Origin of the sequence: Aeromicrobium chenweiae, assembly GCF_003065605.1 — a bacterium.
Taxonomy (GTDB): Bacteria; Actinomycetota; Actinomycetes; order Propionibacteriales; family Nocardioidaceae; genus Aeromicrobium; species Aeromicrobium chenweiae.
Window position 1 is genome coordinate 937833 of sequence record NZ_CP026952.1, and the last position, 18668, is coordinate 956500.

At 71.9% G+C, this 18668-nt stretch carries 18 protein-coding genes; 9 read left to right on the forward strand and 9 right to left on the reverse strand.

All coding sequences use genetic code 11. The features are described from left to right. Window position 1: 1 nt before the first annotated feature. Window positions 2-769, reverse strand: coding sequence for an enoyl-CoA hydratase-related protein (locus tag C3E78_RS04505; protein ID WP_108577183.1), 768 nt, complete (start codon window positions 767-769; stop codon window positions 2-4). Then, window positions 766-2421: a PucR family transcriptional regulator gene (locus C3E78_RS04510; protein WP_159085811.1), complete on the reverse strand. Its 1656-nt coding sequence runs from the start codon at window positions 2419-2421 to the stop codon at window positions 766-768. The genes C3E78_RS04505 and C3E78_RS04510 overlap by 4 nt, the downstream gene beginning before the upstream one ends. Before the next feature lie 122 nt (window positions 2422-2543). On the opposite strand from C3E78_RS04510, the gene C3E78_RS04515 reads away from it, so the two are divergent. The 4 genes from C3E78_RS04515 to C3E78_RS04530 all read left to right on the forward strand — a co-directional run bounded on the left by C3E78_RS04515 (window position 2544) and on the right by C3E78_RS04530 (window position 8216). Beyond that, window positions 2544-3959 carry an NAD(P)/FAD-dependent oxidoreductase gene (locus C3E78_RS04515; RefSeq protein ID WP_108577185.1) on the forward strand — a complete coding sequence of 472 codons (1416 nt, stop codon included), beginning with the start codon at window positions 2544-2546 and terminating at the stop codon, window positions 3957-3959. Window positions 3960-4020: 61 nt separating this feature from the next. Continuing rightward, window positions 4021-5451, forward strand: a complete 1431-nt coding sequence (locus C3E78_RS04520) for an aminobutyraldehyde dehydrogenase (RefSeq protein WP_108577186.1) — start codon at window positions 4021-4023, stop codon at window positions 5449-5451. 3 nt (window positions 5452-5454) lie between these two features. Beyond that, window positions 5455-6810, forward strand: a complete 1356-nt coding sequence (locus C3E78_RS04525) for a flavin monoamine oxidase family protein (RefSeq protein WP_108577187.1) — start codon at window positions 5455-5457, stop codon at window positions 6808-6810. A gap of 29 nt (window positions 6811-6839) precedes the next feature. Beyond that, window positions 6840-8216 carry an aminotransferase class III-fold pyridoxal phosphate-dependent enzyme gene (locus tag C3E78_RS04530; RefSeq protein ID WP_108577188.1) on the forward strand — a complete coding sequence of 459 codons (1377 nt, stop codon included), beginning with the start codon at window positions 6840-6842 and terminating at the stop codon, window positions 8214-8216. 76 nt (window positions 8217-8292) lie between these two features. On the opposite strand, the gene C3E78_RS04535 is transcribed toward C3E78_RS04530, so the two are convergent. Next, window positions 8293-8883: a TetR family transcriptional regulator gene (locus C3E78_RS04535; protein ID WP_108577189.1), complete on the reverse strand. Its 591-nt coding sequence runs from the start codon at window positions 8881-8883 to the stop codon at window positions 8293-8295. A 97-nt stretch (window positions 8884-8980) separates the two neighbouring features. Between C3E78_RS04535 and C3E78_RS04540 the strand changes: the two genes are divergently transcribed. Beyond that, window positions 8981-10417, forward strand: coding sequence for an MFS transporter (locus C3E78_RS04540; protein ID WP_108577190.1), 1437 nt, complete (start codon window positions 8981-8983; stop codon window positions 10415-10417). A 25-nt stretch (window positions 10418-10442) separates the two neighbouring features. Here C3E78_RS04540 and C3E78_RS04545 read toward each other — a convergent pair whose 3' ends face one another. Continuing rightward, window positions 10443-11888 carry a serine/threonine-protein kinase gene (locus tag C3E78_RS04545; RefSeq protein WP_108577191.1) on the reverse strand — a complete coding sequence of 482 codons (1446 nt, stop codon included), beginning with the start codon at window positions 11886-11888 and terminating at the stop codon, window positions 10443-10445. A gap of 72 nt (window positions 11889-11960) precedes the next feature. Next, complete coding sequence (locus C3E78_RS04550; protein ID WP_108577192.1) at window positions 11961-12455, reverse strand: Lrp/AsnC family transcriptional regulator; 495 nt, start codon at window positions 12453-12455, stop codon at window positions 11961-11963. 121 nt (window positions 12456-12576) lie between these two features. Here C3E78_RS04550 and hppD point away from each other — a divergent pair, with 121 nt between their 5' ends. The 3 genes from hppD to fahA all read left to right on the forward strand — a co-directional run bounded on the left by hppD (window position 12577) and on the right by fahA (window position 16258). Continuing rightward, window positions 12577-13776, forward strand: coding sequence for a 4-hydroxyphenylpyruvate dioxygenase (gene hppD, locus C3E78_RS04555; RefSeq protein WP_108577193.1), 1200 nt, complete (start codon window positions 12577-12579; stop codon window positions 13774-13776). Window positions 13777-13794: 18 nt separating this feature from the next. After that, window positions 13795-14976, forward strand: coding sequence for a homogentisate 1,2-dioxygenase (locus C3E78_RS04560; RefSeq protein ID WP_108577194.1), 1182 nt, complete (start codon window positions 13795-13797; stop codon window positions 14974-14976). 124 nt (window positions 14977-15100) lie between these two features. Then, window positions 15101-16258 carry a fumarylacetoacetase gene (fahA, locus tag C3E78_RS04565; protein ID WP_108577195.1) on the forward strand — a complete coding sequence of 386 codons (1158 nt, stop codon included), beginning with the start codon at window positions 15101-15103 and terminating at the stop codon, window positions 16256-16258. Window positions 16259-16260: 2 nt separating this feature from the next. On the opposite strand, the gene C3E78_RS18185 is transcribed toward fahA, so the two are convergent. Continuing rightward, complete coding sequence (locus tag C3E78_RS18185) at window positions 16261-16431, reverse strand: hypothetical protein (protein WP_159085812.1); 171 nt, start codon at window positions 16429-16431, stop codon at window positions 16261-16263. 93 nt (window positions 16432-16524) lie between these two features. Between C3E78_RS18185 and C3E78_RS04570 the strand changes: the two genes are divergently transcribed. Beyond that, window positions 16525-17433 carry a GNAT family N-acetyltransferase gene (locus tag C3E78_RS04570; RefSeq protein WP_108577196.1) on the forward strand — a complete coding sequence of 303 codons (909 nt, stop codon included), beginning with the start codon at window positions 16525-16527 and terminating at the stop codon, window positions 17431-17433. Here C3E78_RS04570 and ykgO read toward each other — a convergent pair. The 3 genes from ykgO to C3E78_RS04585 are packed head-to-tail and all read right to left on the reverse strand — an operon-like array spanning window position 17424 to window position 18591. Beyond that, window positions 17424-17546, reverse strand: coding sequence for a type B 50S ribosomal protein L36 (gene ykgO, locus C3E78_RS04575; RefSeq protein ID WP_108577197.1), 123 nt, complete (start codon window positions 17544-17546; stop codon window positions 17424-17426). The two genes, C3E78_RS04570 and ykgO, sit on opposite strands and share 10 nt — an antisense overlap. A gap of 60 nt (window positions 17547-17606) precedes the next feature. Further along, window positions 17607-18017, reverse strand: coding sequence for an alternative ribosome rescue aminoacyl-tRNA hydrolase ArfB (gene arfB / locus C3E78_RS04580; RefSeq protein WP_108577198.1), 411 nt, complete (start codon window positions 18015-18017; stop codon window positions 17607-17609). Further along, the gene (locus tag C3E78_RS04585) at window positions 18007-18591 is read right to left on the reverse strand and encodes a PadR family transcriptional regulator (RefSeq protein ID WP_199906929.1); all 585 of its coding nucleotides are present in this window, start codon (window positions 18589-18591) and stop codon (window positions 18007-18009) included. The genes arfB and C3E78_RS04585 overlap by 11 nt, the downstream gene beginning before the upstream one ends. Window positions 18592-18668: the final 77 nt, after the last annotated feature.

The window sequence follows — 18668 nt, forward strand, 5'->3', positions numbered from 1 at the left end:
CCTAGCGGCGGGAGATCGACTCCCGCAGGGCCCGGACGTGCTCGACGAACGCCGGCCGTGTGGTCGACCAGGCCTGCGCCCGCGTCTCGGCGGCGAAGATCGCCTCGTGGTCCGGCGTCTGCTGGGCCTGACGAAGGGTCGAGACGTAGCGGCGGACGAGCGCACCCTCGATCCCGTCGAGGCGCGCCCCGAGCGCGAGCGCCTCGTCGATCAGCTTCTCGGGTGCGGTCACCTTCGCGACGAGCCCGACCTCGTGCGCGCGCTGGGCGTCCCAGCGTTCGCCGAACAGCACCGCGAGCGTGGCCTGCTGATGACCGACGGCCCGTTCCATCAGCCACGTGTGGCCGCCTCCGGGGTGCAGGCGCAGCTGGGCGAAGCGGGTGTCGAACCGGGCCGCGGTCGACGCGAGCCGGACGTCGCAGGCGAGGGCGAGGTTGAGCCCCGCGCCGACGGCCGGCCCGTTGACCGCCGCGATCGTGGCGAGCGGCGAGCGCAGGACACGCAGGAATCCCTCGTAGACCTCACGGACGTCGTCGAAGTCCCCGGCGGCGGACTGCTCCAGGGTGGACAGCTCGGCGCCGGCGCAGAACGCCTTGCCGCGGCCCGTGACGACGAGCGTGTTGACCCCGGGCACCGACTCGGCGCGGGTCACGTCCTCGTCGATCGAACGCACCATCGCCGAGGTCAGGATGTTGCGCCGGTCGGGGTCGTCGAGCGTCAGCAGGGCCGTGGCCCCCTGGATCGTCAGCGTGGTGGGGCGGGAGGTCATGACGTCACGGTAGTGCCGCGCGTGCCCGGCCGAGGACGAGCCCGGCCGACGCGGATGTCGTGCACCAGCAGCGCGACGCCGAGCGACAGCACCGAGTCCGCGTCGTCCAGGTCGACCGCGAGGATCGACTCCAGCTTCCGCAGTCGGCCGTAGAGGGCCTGCCGGCTGATGTGGGTCGCCTGGGCCAGTGCTGCCTTGTTGCCGCGCAGCTCGACGTACCGGCGCAGCAGCTCGAGCAGGCCGGTCGCGTGCTCGGCCTCGTGTGCGAGCAGTGGGCCGAGCTCGGACTCCGCGAACCCGAGCACCCGCTCGTCGTCCTGCAGCTGCGCGACGAGACCGCGCAGGCGTACGTCGGTCGAGCGGAACCAGCGTGCCGACGACGGCTCGAGCGCCCGTGCGGCCTCGGCGACGTGCACAGCCGTGCGCATCCGCGAGGCCGCGACGAGGAGCGTGGCGGCGGCGCGGCCCACGCCGAGGACGGGGCCGGACGCGGGGGCGGGCCCGTCGCGCCCGGTCGCGGTTGCGAGCGCCTCCAGGGCGGTGTCCTCCTGGACCCCCGGGCGCAGCGCGATGACGATCCCCACCCCGCCGTCGTCGACACTGCCGGCGATCGCGTCGAGGCGGGCCGTCACCAGCGCGTCCGAGACGGTCTCGAGCTGTGCGCGGGCACGCCGCTGACGGGCGACCTGGTCGGGCAACGTCGCGCGCTCGAACAGTGCGACGACCGGCAGGTACGCGACGCCGGCTCGCATGCCGAGGGCGGCGGCCCGTGCCAGGCCGTCCGCCTCGTCCTGGACACGGCCGTCCACGAGCTCCTGCAGCAGCGACTCCTGGGCCTGCGACTGCAGCCGGGTCGCGTCGCGCTCGACGAGTCGGGACAGCTGGAGCGCCTGGGCGGCGCGCTGCATGACCATCGCCGTCGTCGCCGGGTCGTGGGCGGGCTGCGGGGCCACGACGCGTCCCCACGGCGCACCTCGCAGGCCGACCGGGCACGTGAGCCACTGCTCGGGACCCGTCGTGCCGGCCTCCTCCAGCACCGGTGCGCGCCGGGAGCGCTCCTCCCACTCACGCAGGAGTGCCCCGGACGTCCGACCGTGGCGGGCGAGGGCCACCACGTGGTGCCCGGCGTCCTCCAGCACGACCGGCGCGTCGATCAGCCCGGCCGCCGCGGCGAGGATCGCGGACGCGTCGGCGCTGTCCAGGCTCAGGTTGGTGAAGACCTCGTGGGTCCGCTGCGCCAGCTCGAGCCCCTGGTACTGCTCGCCCACGATCAGGCGGTGCACCGCCTCGGTGATCGAGACGAAGCGGACGGGGGAGTGCAGCGCGACGAGCGGCAGCTGCAGTCGCTCGGCCTGGCGCACCACGTCGGCCGGCAGCTCGGGCAGCCGGGGACCGAGCTCGACGATGAGGCCGCACGCGCTGGCCTGGGCGAGCTGGGTGACGAACCGCTGCGGATCGGCCGTCGGTCCCACCAGCGGGAGCCCGGTCGTCAGCACGACCTCGTGGCCGCCGAGCAGGTCCGCCATGTCGTCGACCTCGGTCACGTGCACCCACCGCACGGGGCGGTCCAGAGCGTCCTCGCCGGCCAGCACCTCCGGGCGTCCCGCCACGAGGACGTCCAGTGCGAGGATCGTGCGCAGTGTCAATGGCATGCGGGTCAGGGTACGCCGCCGCATTGACACTGTGTCCACTCCGCCCGCGGGAACGCGACACCATGACCATGGTGCCGGGTCCGCCCACGCGGGAGGATGGACGGAACCTCCGAAGGAGCCCCATGACCTCGCACCGCACGGTCTTCGAGCGGCAGGCGCCTGCCGCCCGCCAGGTGACGGACGCCCTTCGCGGGAGCCGGCGCGCGGTCTTCTGGCTCGAGGACGTCGAGACGTTCGACCGGCCCTCGCTCACCGGGACGATCGACGCCGACCTCACGGTCGTGGGCGGCGGCTACTGCGGGCTCTGGACCGCGCTGCTCGCCAAGCGCCGCGACCCCACGGCCCGGGTCGTGCTCCTCGAGGCCGAGACGATCGGCTGGGCGGCCTCCGGGCGCAACGGCGGGTTCGCCGAGGCCAGTCTCACGCACGGTGAGGACAACGGCCGTCGCCGCTGGCCCGAGGACTACGACACGCTCCACCAGATGGGCCTGGACAACCTCGACGCGATCGAGCGCGACGTCGCGGAGCTGAAGATGGACGTCCAGCTCGAGCGGACCGGCGTGCTCGAGGTCGCGTACGAGCCGCACCAGGTGCGCTGGCTCCAGGAGTCCGGCCGCGGCGAGTGGCTGGATCGTGACGCGGTGCAGGCCGAGATCGCGAGCCCCGTCTTCCACGCCGGACGCTGGGTCAAGGACGAGTGCGCACTGGTGCACCCCGGCCGTCTCGTCCACGAGCTCGCCCGGGTCGCGGCCGATCTCGGTGTCGAGATCTTCGAGCACTCCGCCGTCTCGGGCCTGGGGTCGGGCCGCACCGGGCGGGTCGACGTCCGCACGACCCGTGGCCTGGTGCGCAGCCGCACGGTCGCGCTGGCCACCAACGTGTTCCGGCCCCTGCTTCGCCGCTCGCGGCTCTCGACCGTGCCGGTCTACGACTACGTGCTGATGACCGAGCCCCTCAGCCCGGCCCAGATGAGCGACGTCGGCTGGGCGCACCGCCAGGGCGTCAGCGACCTCGCCAACCAGTTCCACTACTCCCGGCTGACCGCGGACGACCGGATCCTCTACGGCGGATACGACGCGGTCTATCACGCGGGCCGCCGGGTCCGGCCCGAGCACGAGGACCGGGACGCCTCCTACCGCCGGCTCGCCTCGCACTTCCTCACGACGTACCCGCAGCTCGAGGGGCTCGGCTTCAGCCACCGGTGGGCCGGTGCGATCGACACCTCGACGCAGTTCTGCGCGTTCCACGGGCTGGCCCGGCGCGGCCGGGTGGCGTACGCGGCGGGGTTCACCGGTCTCGGGGTCGCCGCGACCCGGTTCGCGGCGGAGGTCATGCTCGACCGGCTGGCCGGTGACGCCACGCCGCGCACGCAGCTGCAGATGGTGCGCAGGAAGCCGCTGCCGTTCCCGCCCGAGCCGTTCGCGAAGATCGGCATCGAGGCAACGAAGTGGTCCCTCGACCGGGCGGACCACCATGAGGGCCGGCGCAACCTGATGCTGCGCACCCTCGACCGCCTCGGGCTGGGGTTCGACTCATGACCGCCGAGACACCGCGCCCGCCCGACGTCCCTTTGCCCGACCCCACGGAGGAACCGACCGCATGAGCGACATCGTCCAGAACTACGTCAACGGCGCCCTCGTGGACTCCGGGACCACCGACTTCATCGAGCTGGTCGACCCGACGACCGGCCTGGCGGGCGGCCGGTCACCGATCTCCACCGCGGCCGAGGTGGACGAGGCGTTCCAGGCGGCGCTCACGGCGTCGCGCACGTGGAAGCGGACGACGCCCAAGGCCCGTCAGCTCGCACTGCTGCGGATCGCGGAGGCCGTCGAGGCGGCTCGGGACGAGCTCGTGGAGCTGCAGGCGCGGGACACCGGACAGGTCAAGGAGCACATCGCGACCGAGGAGATCGACCAAGGCGTCGACCAGCTGCGGTTCTTCGCCGGCGCCGCCCGGTTGCTCGAGGGCAAGGCGACGGGGGAGTACGTCGAGGGGCTGTCGTCGAGCATCCGCCGCGAGCCGATCGGCGTCGTGGCACAGGTGACGCCGTGGAACTACCCGTTCGCGATGGCGATCTGGAAGATCGCGCCCGCGCTGGCCGCCGGCAACACGATCGTCCTCAAGCCGAGCGACACGACGCCGCGGTCGACGGTGCGGCTGGCCGAGATCGCCGGTGACGTCCTGCCGCCCGGCGTCCTCAACGTCGTCAACGGCGACGCCGGGACCGGCCGGCTGCTGGTCGAGCACCCCGTCCCCGGGCTGGTCGCGATCACCGGGTCCGTGCGGGCGGGGATCGAGGTCGCGGTGTCCGCGGCACGGAACCTCAAGCGGGCCCACCTGGAGCTGGGCGGCAAGGCCCCGGCCGTCGTGTTCGCCGACGCCGACCTGGCCGCCGCGGCCGAGGGCATCGCGATGGGCGGGTTCTTCAACGCGGGCCAGGACTGCACCGCCGCGACGCGGGTCATCGCCCACGAGAGCGTCCACGACGAGCTGCTCCGCCTCCTCGTCGAGCAGGCGAAGGCTGCCGGCCCCGGTGCTCCGGACGACGCGGATGCGACGTACGGCGCGCTCAACAACGCGAACCACCTGGCCTCGGTCGAGCGGATGGTCGGCGGGATCGGCGACCACGCCCGCATCGAGGCGGGCGGCCGTCGCGTGGACCGTGACGGCTTCTACTTCGAGCCCACGGTGATCTCGGGGGTGCGGCAGGACGACGCGATCGTCCAGCAGGAGGTCTTCGGACCCGTGCTGACCGTCCAGGCGTTCGGCACCGAGGAGCAGGCCACCGAGCTCGCGAACGACGTCCCGTACGGGCTCGCGGCCAGCGTCTGGACGAAGGACCACGGGAGGGCGCTGCGGATGACCGCCGACCTCGACTTCGGCTGCGTGTGGGTCAACACGCACATCCCGTTCGTCTCGGAGATGCCGCACGGCGGCTTCGGCGCCTCGGGGCACGGCAAGGACCTGTCCGCGTACGGGCTCGAGGAGTACACGCGGGTCAAGCACGTCATGAGCAACGTGGAGGGCTGACCGGTGACGGACGAGCAGGTCGACGTGCTGGTGGTGGGGGCCGGGGCCACCGGCCTCTCCGCGGCGTACGCGCTGCAGCGGGCCGGGCGATCGGTGCTGGTGCTGGAGTCGCGCGACCGGGTCGGTGGGCGGCTGTGGACCGAGGAGGTCGACGGGGTCGACCTCGAGATCGGTGGGCAGTGGGTCTCGCCGGACCAGGAGGCGCTCCTGGCGATGCTCGACGAGCTGGGCCTCGAGACGTTCGAGCGGCACCGCGAGGGGGAGTCGGTCTATGTCGGCCTCGACGGCGAGCGTCGGACGTTCACCGGTGAGGTGCTGCCCGTCGCACCGGCCGTCGAGGCGGAGATGGACCGCCTGACCGAGCTGCTCGACGAGCTCTCGGCGCAGATGGACCCCGCCCGGCCTTGGGACATGCCCGGCGCCACCGAGCTCGACCACGTGACGTTCCGCGCCTGGCTCGACGAGCAGTGCGAGCACGAGGAGGCCCGCGACAACATCGCGATGTTCATCGCGCAGGCGATGCTGACCAAGCCCGCCCACACGTTCTCGGCGCTGCAGGCCGTCCACATGGCCGCGAGCGCGGGCAGCTTCAGCAACCTGGTCGACTCCGAGTTCATCCTCGACCGCCGCGTCATCGGCGGGCTGCAGCAGGTGCCGCTGCAGCTGGCCGCCCGGCTGGGCGACGCGGTCCGCACGGGACACGACGTCGAGAAGGTGTGCTGGCACGACGGGGGAGTGACGGTCGCGTGCGGCGACCTGACCGTCAGCGCCCGCCACCTCGTCCTGGCCATCCCGCCGACGGCGGTCACCCGGGTGAGGTTCGAGCCCCCGCTGCCTTCGGTCCAGCGCGAGACCCGCCAGCACCAGTCGTTCGGCCAGGTCATCAAGGTCCACGCGACGTACGAGACGCCCTTCTGGCGCGACGCGGGGCTCTCCGGGACGGCGTTCAGCCCCTACCTGACGGTCCACGAGGCGTACGACAACACCAACCACGACGAGGACCGCGGCACGCTGGTCGGGTTCGTGTCCGACGTGCAGGCCGATGCGGTGCTCGCGCTCGACGCCGACCAGCGGCGCGCGATCATCCTGGAGTCGCTGCAGACCTACTTCGGCCCCGAGGCGGCGTCCCCGCTCACGTACTTCGAGAGCGACTGGACCTCCGAGGAGCTCGGCAGCGGTGCGTACGGCTCGAGCTTCGACCTGGGCGGCCTGACCCGGTTCGGTCCCCGCCTGCGCGAGCCAGCAGGCCCCATCCAGATCGGCAGCTCCGACGTCGCAGGCCTGGGCTTCCAGCACGTCGACGGAGCGCTGCGCGTCGGCGCCCAGATGGCGCGTGCCATCACCGACCCCACCAGCTGACCAACCCCGACCCACGAGAGGTGCGACCCATGAACGTCACCCGATCCGAGCACGACCGCCTCCAGCAGTCGGCCAAGGACCACCTGGTGCTGCACTTCTCGAAGCAGGAGATCGACGACCTGCTGGTCCTGGACCGCGGGGAGGGACCGTACGTCTTCGACACCACGGGCCGCCGCTACATCGATGCCCTCTCGAGCCTGTTCTGCTCGCAGCTGGGCTACTCGTACGGCGAGGAGATGGCCGACGCCGCGCGGCGGCAGCTGACGTCCCTCGCATTCAACACGAGCTGGGGGACCTCTCACCCGGCCGCGATCGACCTGGCCGAGAGGATCTCCGACCTCGCACCGGCCGACGACTACCGGGTGTTCTTCACCGGCGGCGGCTCGGAGTCGGTCGAGGCCGCGTGGAAGATGGTGCGCGAGCACTTCATCGCGGTCGGCCAGCCGCAGCGCACCAAGGCGGTCGCGCGCGAGCGGGCGTACCACGGGGTGACGTTGGGAGCGCTGTCGTTCACCGGTGTGCAGCCGTTCAAGGAGGGCTTCGGCGCTCCACCCGTGGAGGTGGCGAGGGTCTCCAACACCAACGCGTTCCGAGCGCCGGACGCTCAGGACGAGGACGCGTTCTGCCGCCGTCTGCTGCAGGAGGTCGAGGACGCCGTCGTCGCGGCCGGTGCAGACGAGGTCGCGCTCATCATCGCCGAGCCCGTGCAGAACGCGGGCGGCTGCTTCACGCCCCCGGCGGGCTACTGGGCGGGCCTGCGACGGATCGCCGACACGTACGGCGCCCTGCTCATGGCCGACGAGGTCATCACCGGATTCGGCCGGATCGGGGAGTGGTTCGCGGTCTCGCGCGAGGACGTGGCGCCCGACCTCGTCACAGTCGCGAAGGGGCTCACCTCGGCGTACGCCCCGATGGGCGCGACCCTCGTCCGTGAGCGGGTCATCGCCCCGCTGGTCGAGCAGCGCAAGGTGTTCCGCCACGGCATCACGTTCGGCGGGCACCCCCTCAGCGCGGCGTTGGCGATGAAGAGCATCGAGATCATCGAGCGCGACCGGGTGCTCGAGAACGTCCGGGCGCAGGCGGATCCGCTGCGCGAGCGGCTCCACCACCTGCTGGAGCTCCCGATCGTCGGCGACGTCCGGGGCGCCGGCTTCTTCTGGGCGATGGAGCTGGTCAAGGACGACTCCGCGACCCGCTTCGACCAGGCCGAGCGCGACGACCTGCTGCGCGGCTTCCTGCCGGCCCGGTTGCGGGAGGCGGGGCTCATCGCACGCTGCGACGACCGCGGCGACGCGGTGCTCCAGATCGCGCCCCCGCTCATCAGCGACGCAGCGCTGCTGGACGACATCGCGGCCGGCCTGACCGACGTCCTGCGCGACGCCGGCAAGCACATGGGCGTGGGCTGACGCGGACGGACAATGAGGGGTTGGGGCAGCTGTGGCCACCCAAAACCCTCATCCTCGGTCCCGAGACCGGGGGACGTCAGCCGCTGACGGACTCCATCGCCTCGTCGAGCAGGCTCGCGAGCGGGACGTCGGGGTGGCTCGCCCAGGCGACCTGTGCGGCCTCGAAGCAGGCCAGGGCGCTGCCGGTGAGGGCCGCGGCCCGGGTGTCGGGGCCGGTGCGCCGTCGGCGGGCCGGCAGCCGGTCGGCCACGAGGGGGGTCAGCAGCTCGAGCCAGGTCGTGCGGCGCTCCTGCTGCGTCGCGCGCAGCGCCGGCTCGTCCCGCAGCATGACCTGCAAGGGACGAGCGACGTCCGCGTGGCTCTCCTGGAGCTCGACCAGGTGCTGGAAAGCGGCCCGCAGGGCCGGCCAGGCCGCCTCGTCGGACGGGCGGTCGCGCAGCGCCTGGGCGATCTGGTCGCCGGACTCGACGAGGCGTGACAGGACCAGCTCGTCCTTGCCGGTGAAGTAGCGGAAGAACGTCCGGCGCGACATCCCGGCGGCCTCGGCGATCTGGTCGATGGTCGTGGCCTCGAACCCCTGCCGGGCGAAGAGTCGCCAGGCCTGGCGCGAGACCTCGTCGCGCACCGCTGCGCGCGCGTGGTCACGCAGCGTCATCTCACCGGACATGTCGCCACCCTATCTGTCGTGCCTTGATTGGCACCGAGTGTCAGGTTGGGCATAAGGTGTCCGAGTTCGTACGCCCTGCCCGTGGAAGAAGTGATCGATGACCGACCAAGACCTCGCGGCCCAGCAGCCGCCCGTGCGCGCCTCCTCCCGGCGGGCGACGCTCGAGCTCGTGTTCGTGGGGCTGGGTGCACTGGTCGTCGCGCTGTCGCAGTCCCTGCTGATCCCGGTGCTCTCGATCCTGCCGGCCGAGCTCGACACCTCTGCCAGCAACGTCAACTGGTTGCTGACCTCGACCCTGCTCGCGGCGGCCGTCTCGGTGCCGATCATGGGGCGCCTCGGCGACATGTTCGGCAAGCGCCGGCTGCTGCTGGTGGCGGTCGGCGCCCTGGTCGTCGGCTCCCTGCTGACCGCCGTCACCGACAACATCGGCCTGCTCATCGCCGGCCGGGCGATCCAGGGCTGCGCCGCAGCCGCGATCCCGCTCGGCATCAGCCTGCTCGCGGCGGTCCTGCCGCGCGAGAAGGTCGGCTCGGCCATCGCGCTGGTCAGCGCGATGCTCGGCATCGGCGGCGCGCTCGGCCTGCCGATCGCGGGCCTCGTCGCCGAGCACGCCGACTTCCACGTGCTGTTCTGGATCACGTTCGGCGCCGGCCTCATCGCCTTCGTCGGCATCCTCACCATCGTCCCGGAGGCTCCGGGACGCAGTGGCGGGCGCGTCGACGTGATCGGCGCCGTGCTGCTCGCCGCCGCGCTCATCTGCCTGCTGCTGCCGCTCTCGCAGAGCTCGGCCTGGGGCTGGGGCGACTCCCGCATCTGGGTCCTGCTGGCGATCTCGGCGGTCCTGGTCGCGGTCTTCGGGTTCAGCCAGATGCGGATCAACGACCCGCTCGTCGACCTGCGCGCCCTCGGTCGTCGTCCCATCGTGCTGACCAACATGGCCTCGATCCTGTTCGGGTTCGCGCTGTTCGCCTCGTTCATCGGCACCGCCTCGTACGTCGAGGCACCCGAGTCGACCGGGTACGGGTTCGGCTCGAGCCTGCTCGTGGGCGGGCTGGCGATGCTGCCCGGCGGCATCGCGATGCTGCTGCTCTCCCCGGTCGCGGCCAAGCTGATCGAGCGGCGTGGCGCTCCGCAGACGCTCGCCCTCGGCGCCGTCATCGTGGCCGCCGGCTTCCTCATGCGGATCGTCGTCCACGACTCGCTGTGGCAGGTCATCGTCGGCTCCGCGATCGTGGGCGCCGGAACGGGGATCGGCTACGCCGCGATGCCGGCGCTGATCAACGCCCACACGCCGGGCAACGAGATCGCTTCGGCCAACGGCCTCAACACCTTGTTCCGCAGCCTCGGCAGCTCGCTGGCCAGTGCGATCGGCGGCAGCATCCTGGCAGCCAACACGGTGATCCTGGGCAACATCGCCGCGCCGTCGTTGTCGGCCTATCAGCAGCTGTTCGCGATCTGCGGCGGTGCGGCGGTCCTGGCCGCGGTGCTGGTGCTGCTCATCCCGCATCGCCCCACGGCGTCGCAGAGCCACTGACCCCTTCCTGGTCGCCGGCGGTCCGTCAGACGGTGCCGGCGATCAGGAAGCCGCTGCCGGACTTCTCGAGCTGGAGGGTGACCGCCTCGGAGCGCCGGTCGCCCTTGAAGTCGTACGAGTACGTGTACGAGACGCGCATCGACGCCGGGTCGGCAGACACCTGCTCGACGGCGAGGTTGGCGACGTCGCCCCAGAAGCCCTTGTACCCCTTGAGGCCGTCGCTGGCCCGTTGGTAGTCCGGGGTCAGCATCGTGAAACCGGCGTCGGGATCGTTGCTCGCCGTCGCCAGGTAGTCCGCCGCGAACCCTTCCATCGCCTCGGCCGTCACCCTGTCGCCGGCGGGCTGCGGGTCGTCCTTGGCGGGTGCAGACCCGGAGTCCTTCGAGGGGGTCCCGGCCGCCGCAGCGGGCGGGTTGCCGGCCGGCTCGTCGCGCAGACCGACGAACGCGATGACGGCGAGCAGGGCAGCGACGGCGCCCGCGGCGACCAGCCAGGGCGCGCGGGACCCACCGGGCCGGGCAGGGCGTCGGGCGCGGGTCGGCGTCGGGCGCGACTCCCTCGCCGGCTCCACTGGTGGGGCCACCGGCCGCTCCAGCGGGCGGAACGCGGTCGTGGCCGTCGGCTCGGGCGCTGCCGCGAAGGCGTCGAATCCCTGCGTCGCGTCGAGGTCGTGGGCGGGCTCGGCGCCGGTCTGGGCGGCCACGGCCTGCTCGACCGCGGCCATCGTCGGTCGTGCGTCCGGGTCGTGCTGCATCATGGCGGCGACGAGCGCTGCGAGCGGGCCACCGACGTCCAGGGCCGGCGGTGCCTCGTGCACGATGCGATACATGGCGCCGAGCACGTTGTCGCCCACCGCGTAGGGCGGCTGACCCGCCAGGGCGTGGAACACGGTCGCACCGAGCGACCACACGTCGCTCGCGGCCGTCGCCGTGCGCCCGCTCGCGACCTCGGGCGACAGGTAGGCGGGCGAGCCCGTCACCAGGCCCGTCTGGGTCAGGGATGCGTCGGCCTGCGCGCGGGCCACGCCGAAGTCCGACAGCTTCGCGACACCGTCGTGGGTCAGCAGGATGTTGGACGGCTTGACGTCCCGGTGGACGATGCCGTGCTCGTGGGCCGCCGCGAGGGCCCCGGCGACCTGCTCGACCAGGGGCGCGAGCTCGTCCGGGTCCAGGGTGCCGCGCGTCGCGATGAGGCCGGCGAGGGTGGGGCCGTCGACGTGCTCCATGACGAGCCACTGGTGGCCGCCGTCGTCGACGAGGTCGTACACCGCGACGACGTTCTGGTGGTTGATCCGCGCGGCCAGGTGGGCCTCGCGCTCGGCACGCTGCAGGTCGGGCTCGCCACCGCCGTGCCCCATGCCGATCTGCTTGACCGCGACGATCCGGTCGAGCACGACGTCGCGGCCCAACCACACCGCGCCCATGCCGCCCCGACCGATCTCATGATCGAGCTCGTACCTGTCCGCGAGCATCCGACCTCCTGTCCTCGACCATCCAAACTAGGCGGTGCGCGGTGATGGCGCTCGGTCGGCCGCCGAATCGCGTCAGGCCGTGCGGAACGAGGGCGACCGGGTCGGGCCCTCGTCCGCGCCCTTGCGCAGCATCGGCAGGACGCGCGGCGGCACGAGCTCGGACAGCACGATGACGCTGGTCGACCGGGCCACCGAGCCGGACTGGCTGATGTGCAGCAGCGTGTCCTTGAGGTCCTCGTGCGAGGTCGCGGCGATCTTGCAGACGACATCGGCGTTCCCGCTCGTGATGTACGCCTCCAGGACGTTGGGCAGCGAGTCCAGCTCGGCGGTCACGGCGTCGAGCGAGCCCTGCACGATCTCGAGGGTCACGAACGCCAGGACCGGGTGGCCGGCCGCGACGAGGTCGACGTCGGGCCCGTACCCCGTGATGACGCCGGCCTCCTCGAGCTTGGCCAGACGGGACTGGACCGTCGCCCGGGCGACGCTCGTCAGGCGCGACAGCTCAAGGTCCCCGACGCGAGGATGGGTGTGCATCGCCTCGACGAGGGCGACATCGAGCTGGTCCATCGGGACTCCATCCAGTCATTCTGCCTAGTCAGATCACCTCATGGTGCACCCAGATGCCATCTTTGACCACCTTCGAATGGGCCGGTTGTCCACGCCACCCGCATGGGGTGTGCTGTGTCACATGACCATCGACCTCACAGACGCCGAGCGTCTCGCCGATCTCGACCTCGCCCAGCTGCAGCAGCTCGTCGGCCTGGTGGAGCACGACCCGACCACCGACCCGTTCCCGGTGACCGGCTGGGACGCCGTCGTGTGGGCGGTCGGCAACGCGACGCAGTCGGCGCACTTCTACATGACCGCGTTCGGCATGGACCTCGTGGCGTACTCGGGGCCGGAGACCGGCAACCGCGACCACCACGCGTACGTCCTGGAGAGCGGCGCCGTGCGGTTCGTCCTGCGTGGCGGCGTGGCCCCGGACAGCCCGGTCCTCGACCACCACCGCCTGCACGGTGACGGCATCACCGACATCGCGCTCGAGGTCCCCGACGTCGACGTCTGCATCGATCACGCCCGCGCCGAGGGCGCGACCATCCTCGAGGAGCCGCACGACGTCAGCGACGAGCACGGCACCGTCCGGATCGCGGCCATCGCAGCGTACGGCGACACCCGCCACACCCTGGTGGACCGCAGCGGCTACGACGGGCCGTACCTGCCCGGGTACGTGGCCCGCACCTCCTCGCTGGTGCGTGCCGCCGACGCGCCGAAGCGCATCTTCCAGGCGCTCGACCACGTCGTCGGCAACGTCGAGATCGGCCGGATGGACGACTGGGTGGACTTCTACAACCGCATCATGGGCTTCACCAACATGGCCGAGTTCGTCGGCGACGACATCGCGACGGAGTACTCGGCGCTGATGAGCAAGGTCGTGGCCAGCGGCAACCACCGGGTGAAGTTCCCGCTCAACGAGCCGGCGATCGGCAAGAAGAAGTCGCAGATCGACGAGTACCTCGAGTTCTACCGGGGCCCCGGCGCCCAGCACCTGGCCCTCGCGACGAACGACATCCTGCAGACCGTGGACCGGTTGCGGGCCGCCGGGATCGAGTTCCTCGCGACGCCGGACTCGTACTACACCGACCCGGCGCTGCGGGAGCGCATCGGCGAGGTGCGGGTGCCGATCGAGGAGCTGCAGTCCCGCGGCATCCTGGTCGACCGCGACGAGGACGGCTACCTGCTGCAGATCTTCACCAAGCCGATCGGGGACCGGCCCACCGTGTTCTTCGAGCTGATCGAGCGGCACGGCTCGCTGGGCTTCGGCAAGGGCAACTTCCAGGCGCTGTTCGAGGCGATCGAGCGCGAGCAGGCCCGCCGTGGGAACTTCTAGGCCCAGGAAGTCCTGACCGTGGCCCACTACCGCACCGCCGGCAGCGTCCCGCCCAAGCGGCACACCCAGCACCGTGCCCCGGACGGGGCGCTGTACCGGGAAGAGCTGATGGGGGAGGAGGGATTCTCCTCGGACTCCTCGCTGCTGTACCACCGCGGCGTGCCGTCGGCGATCGTGGACGCCCGGCGCTGGGACCTGCCCGACCACACCACGACGCCCAACGAGCCCCTCCTGGCCCGGCACCTGTCGCTGCACGACCTGTTCGACGACGGGGGACGGCGGGACCTGGTCACCAGCAGGCGGCTGGTCCTGGCCAACGCCGACGTCCGCATCTCGTACGTCGTGGGGGCCGAGACGTCGCCGCTGTACCGCAACGCCACCGGCGACGAGTGCGTGTTCATCGAGGACGGCTCGGGGACCCTCGAGACGGTGTTCGGGCACATCGACTTCGGTCCCGGCGACTACCTGATCGTCCCGCGGGCGACGACCCACCGCTGGGTGCCGGCCGAAGGTGGCGTGCGGGCGTACTGCATCGAGGCGAACAGCCACATCTCACCGCCGCGCCGCTACCTGTCGAGGTACGGGCAGCTCCTCGAGCACGCGCCCTACTGCGAGCGCGACCTGCGCGGACCGGGTGAGCCGGAGCTCCGCGAGGAGAGCGACGTCGAGGTGCTCATCAAGCACCGGGGGTCCGGACCGCTCGGGCTGGCCGGATCGGTGCACGTCGTGCCGCAGCACCCGTTCGACGTGATCGGGTGGGACGGCTGCCTGTACCCGTACGCGTTCAACGTCAGGGACTTCGAGCCGATCACGGGGCGGGTGCACCAGCCGCCGCCGGTGCACCAGGTGTTCGAGGGGGCGAACTTCGTGATCTGCAACTTCGTGCCGCGCAAGGTCGACTACCACCCGCTGGCGATCCCGGTGCCGTACTACCACTCCAACGTGGACTCCGACGAGGTCATGTTCTACGTCGCCGGCGACTACGAGGCGCGCAAGGGGTCGGGCATCGGGCGTGGCTCGGTGTCGCTGCACCCCGGCGGCCACTCGCACGGTCCGCAGCCGTCCGCGATCGAGGCCAGTCTTGGCGCGGAGTCGTTCGACGAGCTCGCAGTCATGGTCGACACGTTCCGTCCGCTCGAGCTCGGCGAGGGTGGGCGGGCCTGCGACGACGGCCGCTACGCCTGGTCGTGGTCCCGGTGAAAGACCCGCGACTGGCGCAAAACGGTCCGCGACTGGCGCAGAGTGAAGAAAGTGGGACGGCGTGTCGTGCACAACTGCGCCACTCGCGGTCCGGGGTGCGCCACTCGCGGTTCGGGGTGCGCGGGTGACGGACTTCGGACGGGCGACGCTGCCGTACTGCTCGTTCGTCCGCCCGGGGGAGGAGCGCGCACGCGTGGGCGTCGGGGTCGGCACGGACGTCCTCGACCTCACGGCGGCGTCGGCGGCACGGGGGCACGTCCACGCAGGGCTGTTCGCGGCCGGGTCGCTCGACCCGTTGCTGGCCGCCGGCCCCCTGGCCTGGCACGAGGTGCGGACGTTCGTCGCGGCCAGTCTCGACGCGTTCGCGGAACACCTGTCGCCGGCGGCCGGGGTCGAGCTCGTGCTGCCGTTCACGGTGGCGGACTACGTCGACTTCTACGCCTCCGAGCACCACGCGACCAACGTCGGTCGGCTGTTCCGGCCGGACGGGGCCGCGCTGACGCCGAACTGGAAGCACCTGCCGATCGGGTACCACGGCCGCGCCGGGACGGTCGTGGCCTCCGGGACACCCGTCCGGCGGCCGTCGGGGCAGACCCGCGGGCACGACGGCACGATCGCGTTCGGCCCGACCGCCAAGCTCGACATCGAGGCGGAGATCGGCTTCGTGGTGGGGGCCGGCTCGACGCTCGGCGAACCGGTGCCGACGTCGTCCTTCGACGACCACGTCTTCGGGATCTGCGTCGTGAACGACTGGTCGGCGCGCGACGTCCAGGCCTGGGAGTACGTCCCGCTGGGCCCGTTCCTCGGCAAGTCGTTCGCCACCTCGGTGTCGCCCTGGGTGGTGCCGCTCGCGGCGCTGGCGGGAGCCCGGGTCGACCCGCCACGCCAGGACCCGGAGCCGCTCGCGTACCTGCAGGACGAGGACGCGTGGGGGCTCGACCTCGAGCTCGAGGTGATCGTCAACGGCACCGTCCTGTCACGGGCACCGTACGCGCAGATGTACTGGACGCCCGCGCAGATGCTCGCGCACCTGACCGCGAACGGAGCGGCTCTGCGGCCGGGTGACCTGTTCGCCTCCGGCACCGTCAGCGGGCCCGAGCAGGGTCAGCGGGGATCGTTGCTCGAGCTGTCCTGGAACGGCTCGCATCCCGTGCTGCTCGACGACGGCTCGTCCCGGTCGTTCCTGCTGGACGGCGACCGGGTCACGATCGCGGCCAGCGCCAGGCTGGCCGGCGGACGACGCATCGCCCTCGGCCAGGTCGACGGGCAGGTCGTCGCCTGACGTCAGCCCTCGGGATCGGGCTGCGTCTCGGGTGCCGGCTCCCGGTCGGGCTCCTGGCCGGGCTCCGGCGTGGGCAGCACCTCGGGGAAGGCCGGGTCCGGCATGTCGGGGGTCTCGGGACGGCTCGGCTCGTCCTCCTCGGGCAGGGCGGGCTCGGGGGGTGCGACGGTCATTGGGTCCTCCTCGATGGTCGTGCGCCCCGCGTACCCGGCGAGCCGGTCGTCAATCACGTGGACTCGGCGCGGCCGCCTTGATTGGATGGGCGGATGTCGTTGCGTCTGCCTGCCGGTCTCACCGAGCGTCCACTGACGATGGCGGACGCGCCCGAGGTGACGGGGGTGCTGGCGGCGTCCGAGCGGCACTTCGTCGGGGAGGCCTTCATCGACGAGTCCGACGTGATCGGCATGTGGTCGACGGAAGGACGCGACCTGGCGACGGACACGCTGGCGGTGCTGGACGACGGCAGGATCGTCGCCGGTGCCGAGGTGAACACCCGCCGGCACCTCCTCGTGGAGGTGCTCCCGTCGCACCTGGGCCGCGGCATCGGCACGGCGCTGGCCGACTGGGCCGAGGGGCTGGCCCGTGGTCGAGGCTGGGAGGTCGCGGAGCAGCAGATCGCGAGCGCGGACACCGCGGGGGCGGAGATCCTGGCCGCTCGCGGCTACGAGCGCGTGTCGGGCGAGTGGGTGCTGCGGCTCGACGAGGATGCGCCGTTGCGGCGTCACGCGCTGCCGGCGGACGTCGTGATCCGCCCCTTCGAGCCGGCGGACGCACGAGCGGTGCACACGGTGGTCGTCGACGCCTTCGCCGAGTGGGAAGGGCAGTTCCGTCTCGCGTACGAGGACTGGCACACGCGCCACGTGGAGCGTGACGGCGCGGACACGTCGCACTGGCGGGTGGCGACCGCGGCGGGCGAGGTCGTGGGTGCGGCAGTCGTGCACGACAGCGACGGCGCGACCTGGGTGCACCAGCTCGCGGTCCGTGCGGACCACCGCGGTCAGGGGATCGCGCAGGGGCTCCTCGCGGAGGCCTACGACGCAGGACGACGCCGCGGCTGCCTCACGGGCGAGCTCGCGACGTCGTCACGATCGGGCGCGCTGCCGCTCTACGAGCGCCTCGGAATGCGCGTCGTCGGCGAGTTCGAGTCGTGGCAGCTGCGTCTTGGTCAGCCCTGACGGGCCTTCAACCGGGGGTTGTCGCGGTTGATCACGAACGTGCGTCCGTGACGCCGGACGACCTGCGAACCGGCCTGGTTCTTGAGCGAGCGAAGTGAGCTGCGGACCTTCATGGGATGTCCTTTCGTCTGTCGGAGAAACCGACACACATGACAACCGTTGTCAGTCAGCGGCTATTCCCAGCTGCCGCCGCGACCCTGCTTGAGGGAGCCGCGTCGCTTCTTCTCGTCCAGGCGGCGACGCTGCGAGGACCGGCTCGGCTTGGTGGCCCGACGCGGACGGTCCGGGACGATCGCCCGCCCGACGAGCTCCTCCAGGCGGACGCGCGCGGCTTCGCGGTTGCGGTGCTGCGAGCGGTACTGCGACGACACCACCGTGATCGTGCCGTTGACCAGCCGGTTGCTCAGCCTGGTTGCGGCGAGCTCCTTCTGGGCGGGGGAGAGCGCGGTGGTGTCGGCCAGCGACCAGATCAGCTCGACGCGGGTGTCCGTGGTGTTGACGTGCTGTCCGCCCGCGCCGGAGGAGCGAGAGAACCTCCAGGTCATCTCGCTCTCGGGCAGGTTCAGGCGTCCGTCATGACTCATCGTCCGCCAGTATGCGGTACATGGCCTTGCGGGCGTCCTCGACCACCGCTGTGGCCTTCTCCTGCTGGGCGGGCGTGCCGACCTGCGCGACCTGCTTCCAGGCCACGACGAACCCCTTGAGGCTCGTCGAGAGGTCGTGCATCTCGCGGCGCTGGTCGGCGCGGTCGTCCTCCCACGGGGTGCCGAGCTGCTCGCGATGCTCCGCGACGTACGCGTCGCCTTCCTCGGTCAGCGTCGCGGTCTTGCGGCCGTCGACGCGCTGGAACGTGAGGAGTCCTTCGTCCTCGAGCTGCTGGAGCACGGGGTAGATCGAGCCGGGGCTGGGTGACCAGGATCCCTCGCTCCGCTCGCCGATCTCCTGGATGAGCTGGTAGCCGTGCTTGGGCCCCTCCGCGAGGAGGAGCAGGGCCGCGGCGCGGACGTCGCCGCCGCGACCGCCGCGACGCCGGCCACGGGGGCGGCCGGGGCCGCCGAACCCGGGGCCGAAGTCGGCGCCGAACCCGCGGTCCTGATGGTGCCTGCCGCGGCGGCGATCGGCCGGGCGGCGAGTGTCTGAGAAGTCGTTGCTTCGCATGGGGTGACCCACTTTCTCTACAACCGACATGTTGTCGATATCTAAACGATATATCGGCAACGTGTCGGCGTCAAGAA

What these genes read in the sequence shown, in the direction of transcription:
- C3E78_RS04505 (WP_108577183.1), bottom strand. Translation starts at nt 769, where the DNA reads ATGACCTCCCGCCCCACCACGCTGACGATCCAGGGGGCCACGGCCCTG.
- C3E78_RS04510 (WP_159085811.1), bottom strand. Translation starts at nt 2,421, where the DNA reads ATGCCATTGACACTGCGCACGATCCTCGCACTGGACGTCCTCGTGGCG.
- C3E78_RS04515 (WP_108577185.1), top strand. Translation starts at nt 2,544, where the DNA reads ATGACCTCGCACCGCACGGTCTTCGAGCGGCAGGCGCCTGCCGCCCGC.
- C3E78_RS04520 (WP_108577186.1), top strand. Translation starts at nt 4,021, where the DNA reads ATGAGCGACATCGTCCAGAACTACGTCAACGGCGCCCTCGTGGACTCC.
- C3E78_RS04530 (WP_108577188.1), top strand. Translation starts at nt 6,840, where the DNA reads ATGAACGTCACCCGATCCGAGCACGACCGCCTCCAGCAGTCGGCCAAG.
- C3E78_RS04535 (WP_108577189.1), bottom strand. Translation starts at nt 8,883, where the DNA reads ATGTCCGGTGAGATGACGCTGCGTGACCACGCGCGCGCAGCGGTGCGC.
- C3E78_RS04540 (WP_108577190.1), top strand. Translation starts at nt 8,981, where the DNA reads ATGACCGACCAAGACCTCGCGGCCCAGCAGCCGCCCGTGCGCGCCTCC.
- C3E78_RS04545 (WP_108577191.1), bottom strand. Translation starts at nt 11,888, where the DNA reads ATGCTCGCGGACAGGTACGAGCTCGATCATGAGATCGGTCGGGGCGGC.
- C3E78_RS04550 (WP_108577192.1), bottom strand. Translation starts at nt 12,455, where the DNA reads ATGGACCAGCTCGATGTCGCCCTCGTCGAGGCGATGCACACCCATCCT.
- hppD (WP_108577193.1), top strand. Translation starts at nt 12,577, where the DNA reads ATGACCATCGACCTCACAGACGCCGAGCGTCTCGCCGATCTCGACCTC.
- C3E78_RS18185 (WP_159085812.1), bottom strand. Translation starts at nt 16,431, where the DNA reads ATGACCGTCGCACCCCCCGAGCCCGCCCTGCCCGAGGAGGACGAGCCG.
- C3E78_RS04570 (WP_108577196.1), top strand. Translation starts at nt 16,525, where the DNA reads ATGTCGTTGCGTCTGCCTGCCGGTCTCACCGAGCGTCCACTGACGATG.
- ykgO (WP_108577197.1), bottom strand. Translation starts at nt 17,546, where the DNA reads ATGAAGGTCCGCAGCTCACTTCGCTCGCTCAAGAACCAGGCCGGTTCG.
- arfB (WP_108577198.1), bottom strand. Translation starts at nt 18,017, where the DNA reads ATGAGTCATGACGGACGCCTGAACCTGCCCGAGAGCGAGATGACCTGG.
- C3E78_RS04585 (WP_199906929.1), bottom strand. Translation starts at nt 18,591, where the DNA reads ATGCGAAGCAACGACTTCTCAGACACTCGCCGCCCGGCCGATCGCCGC.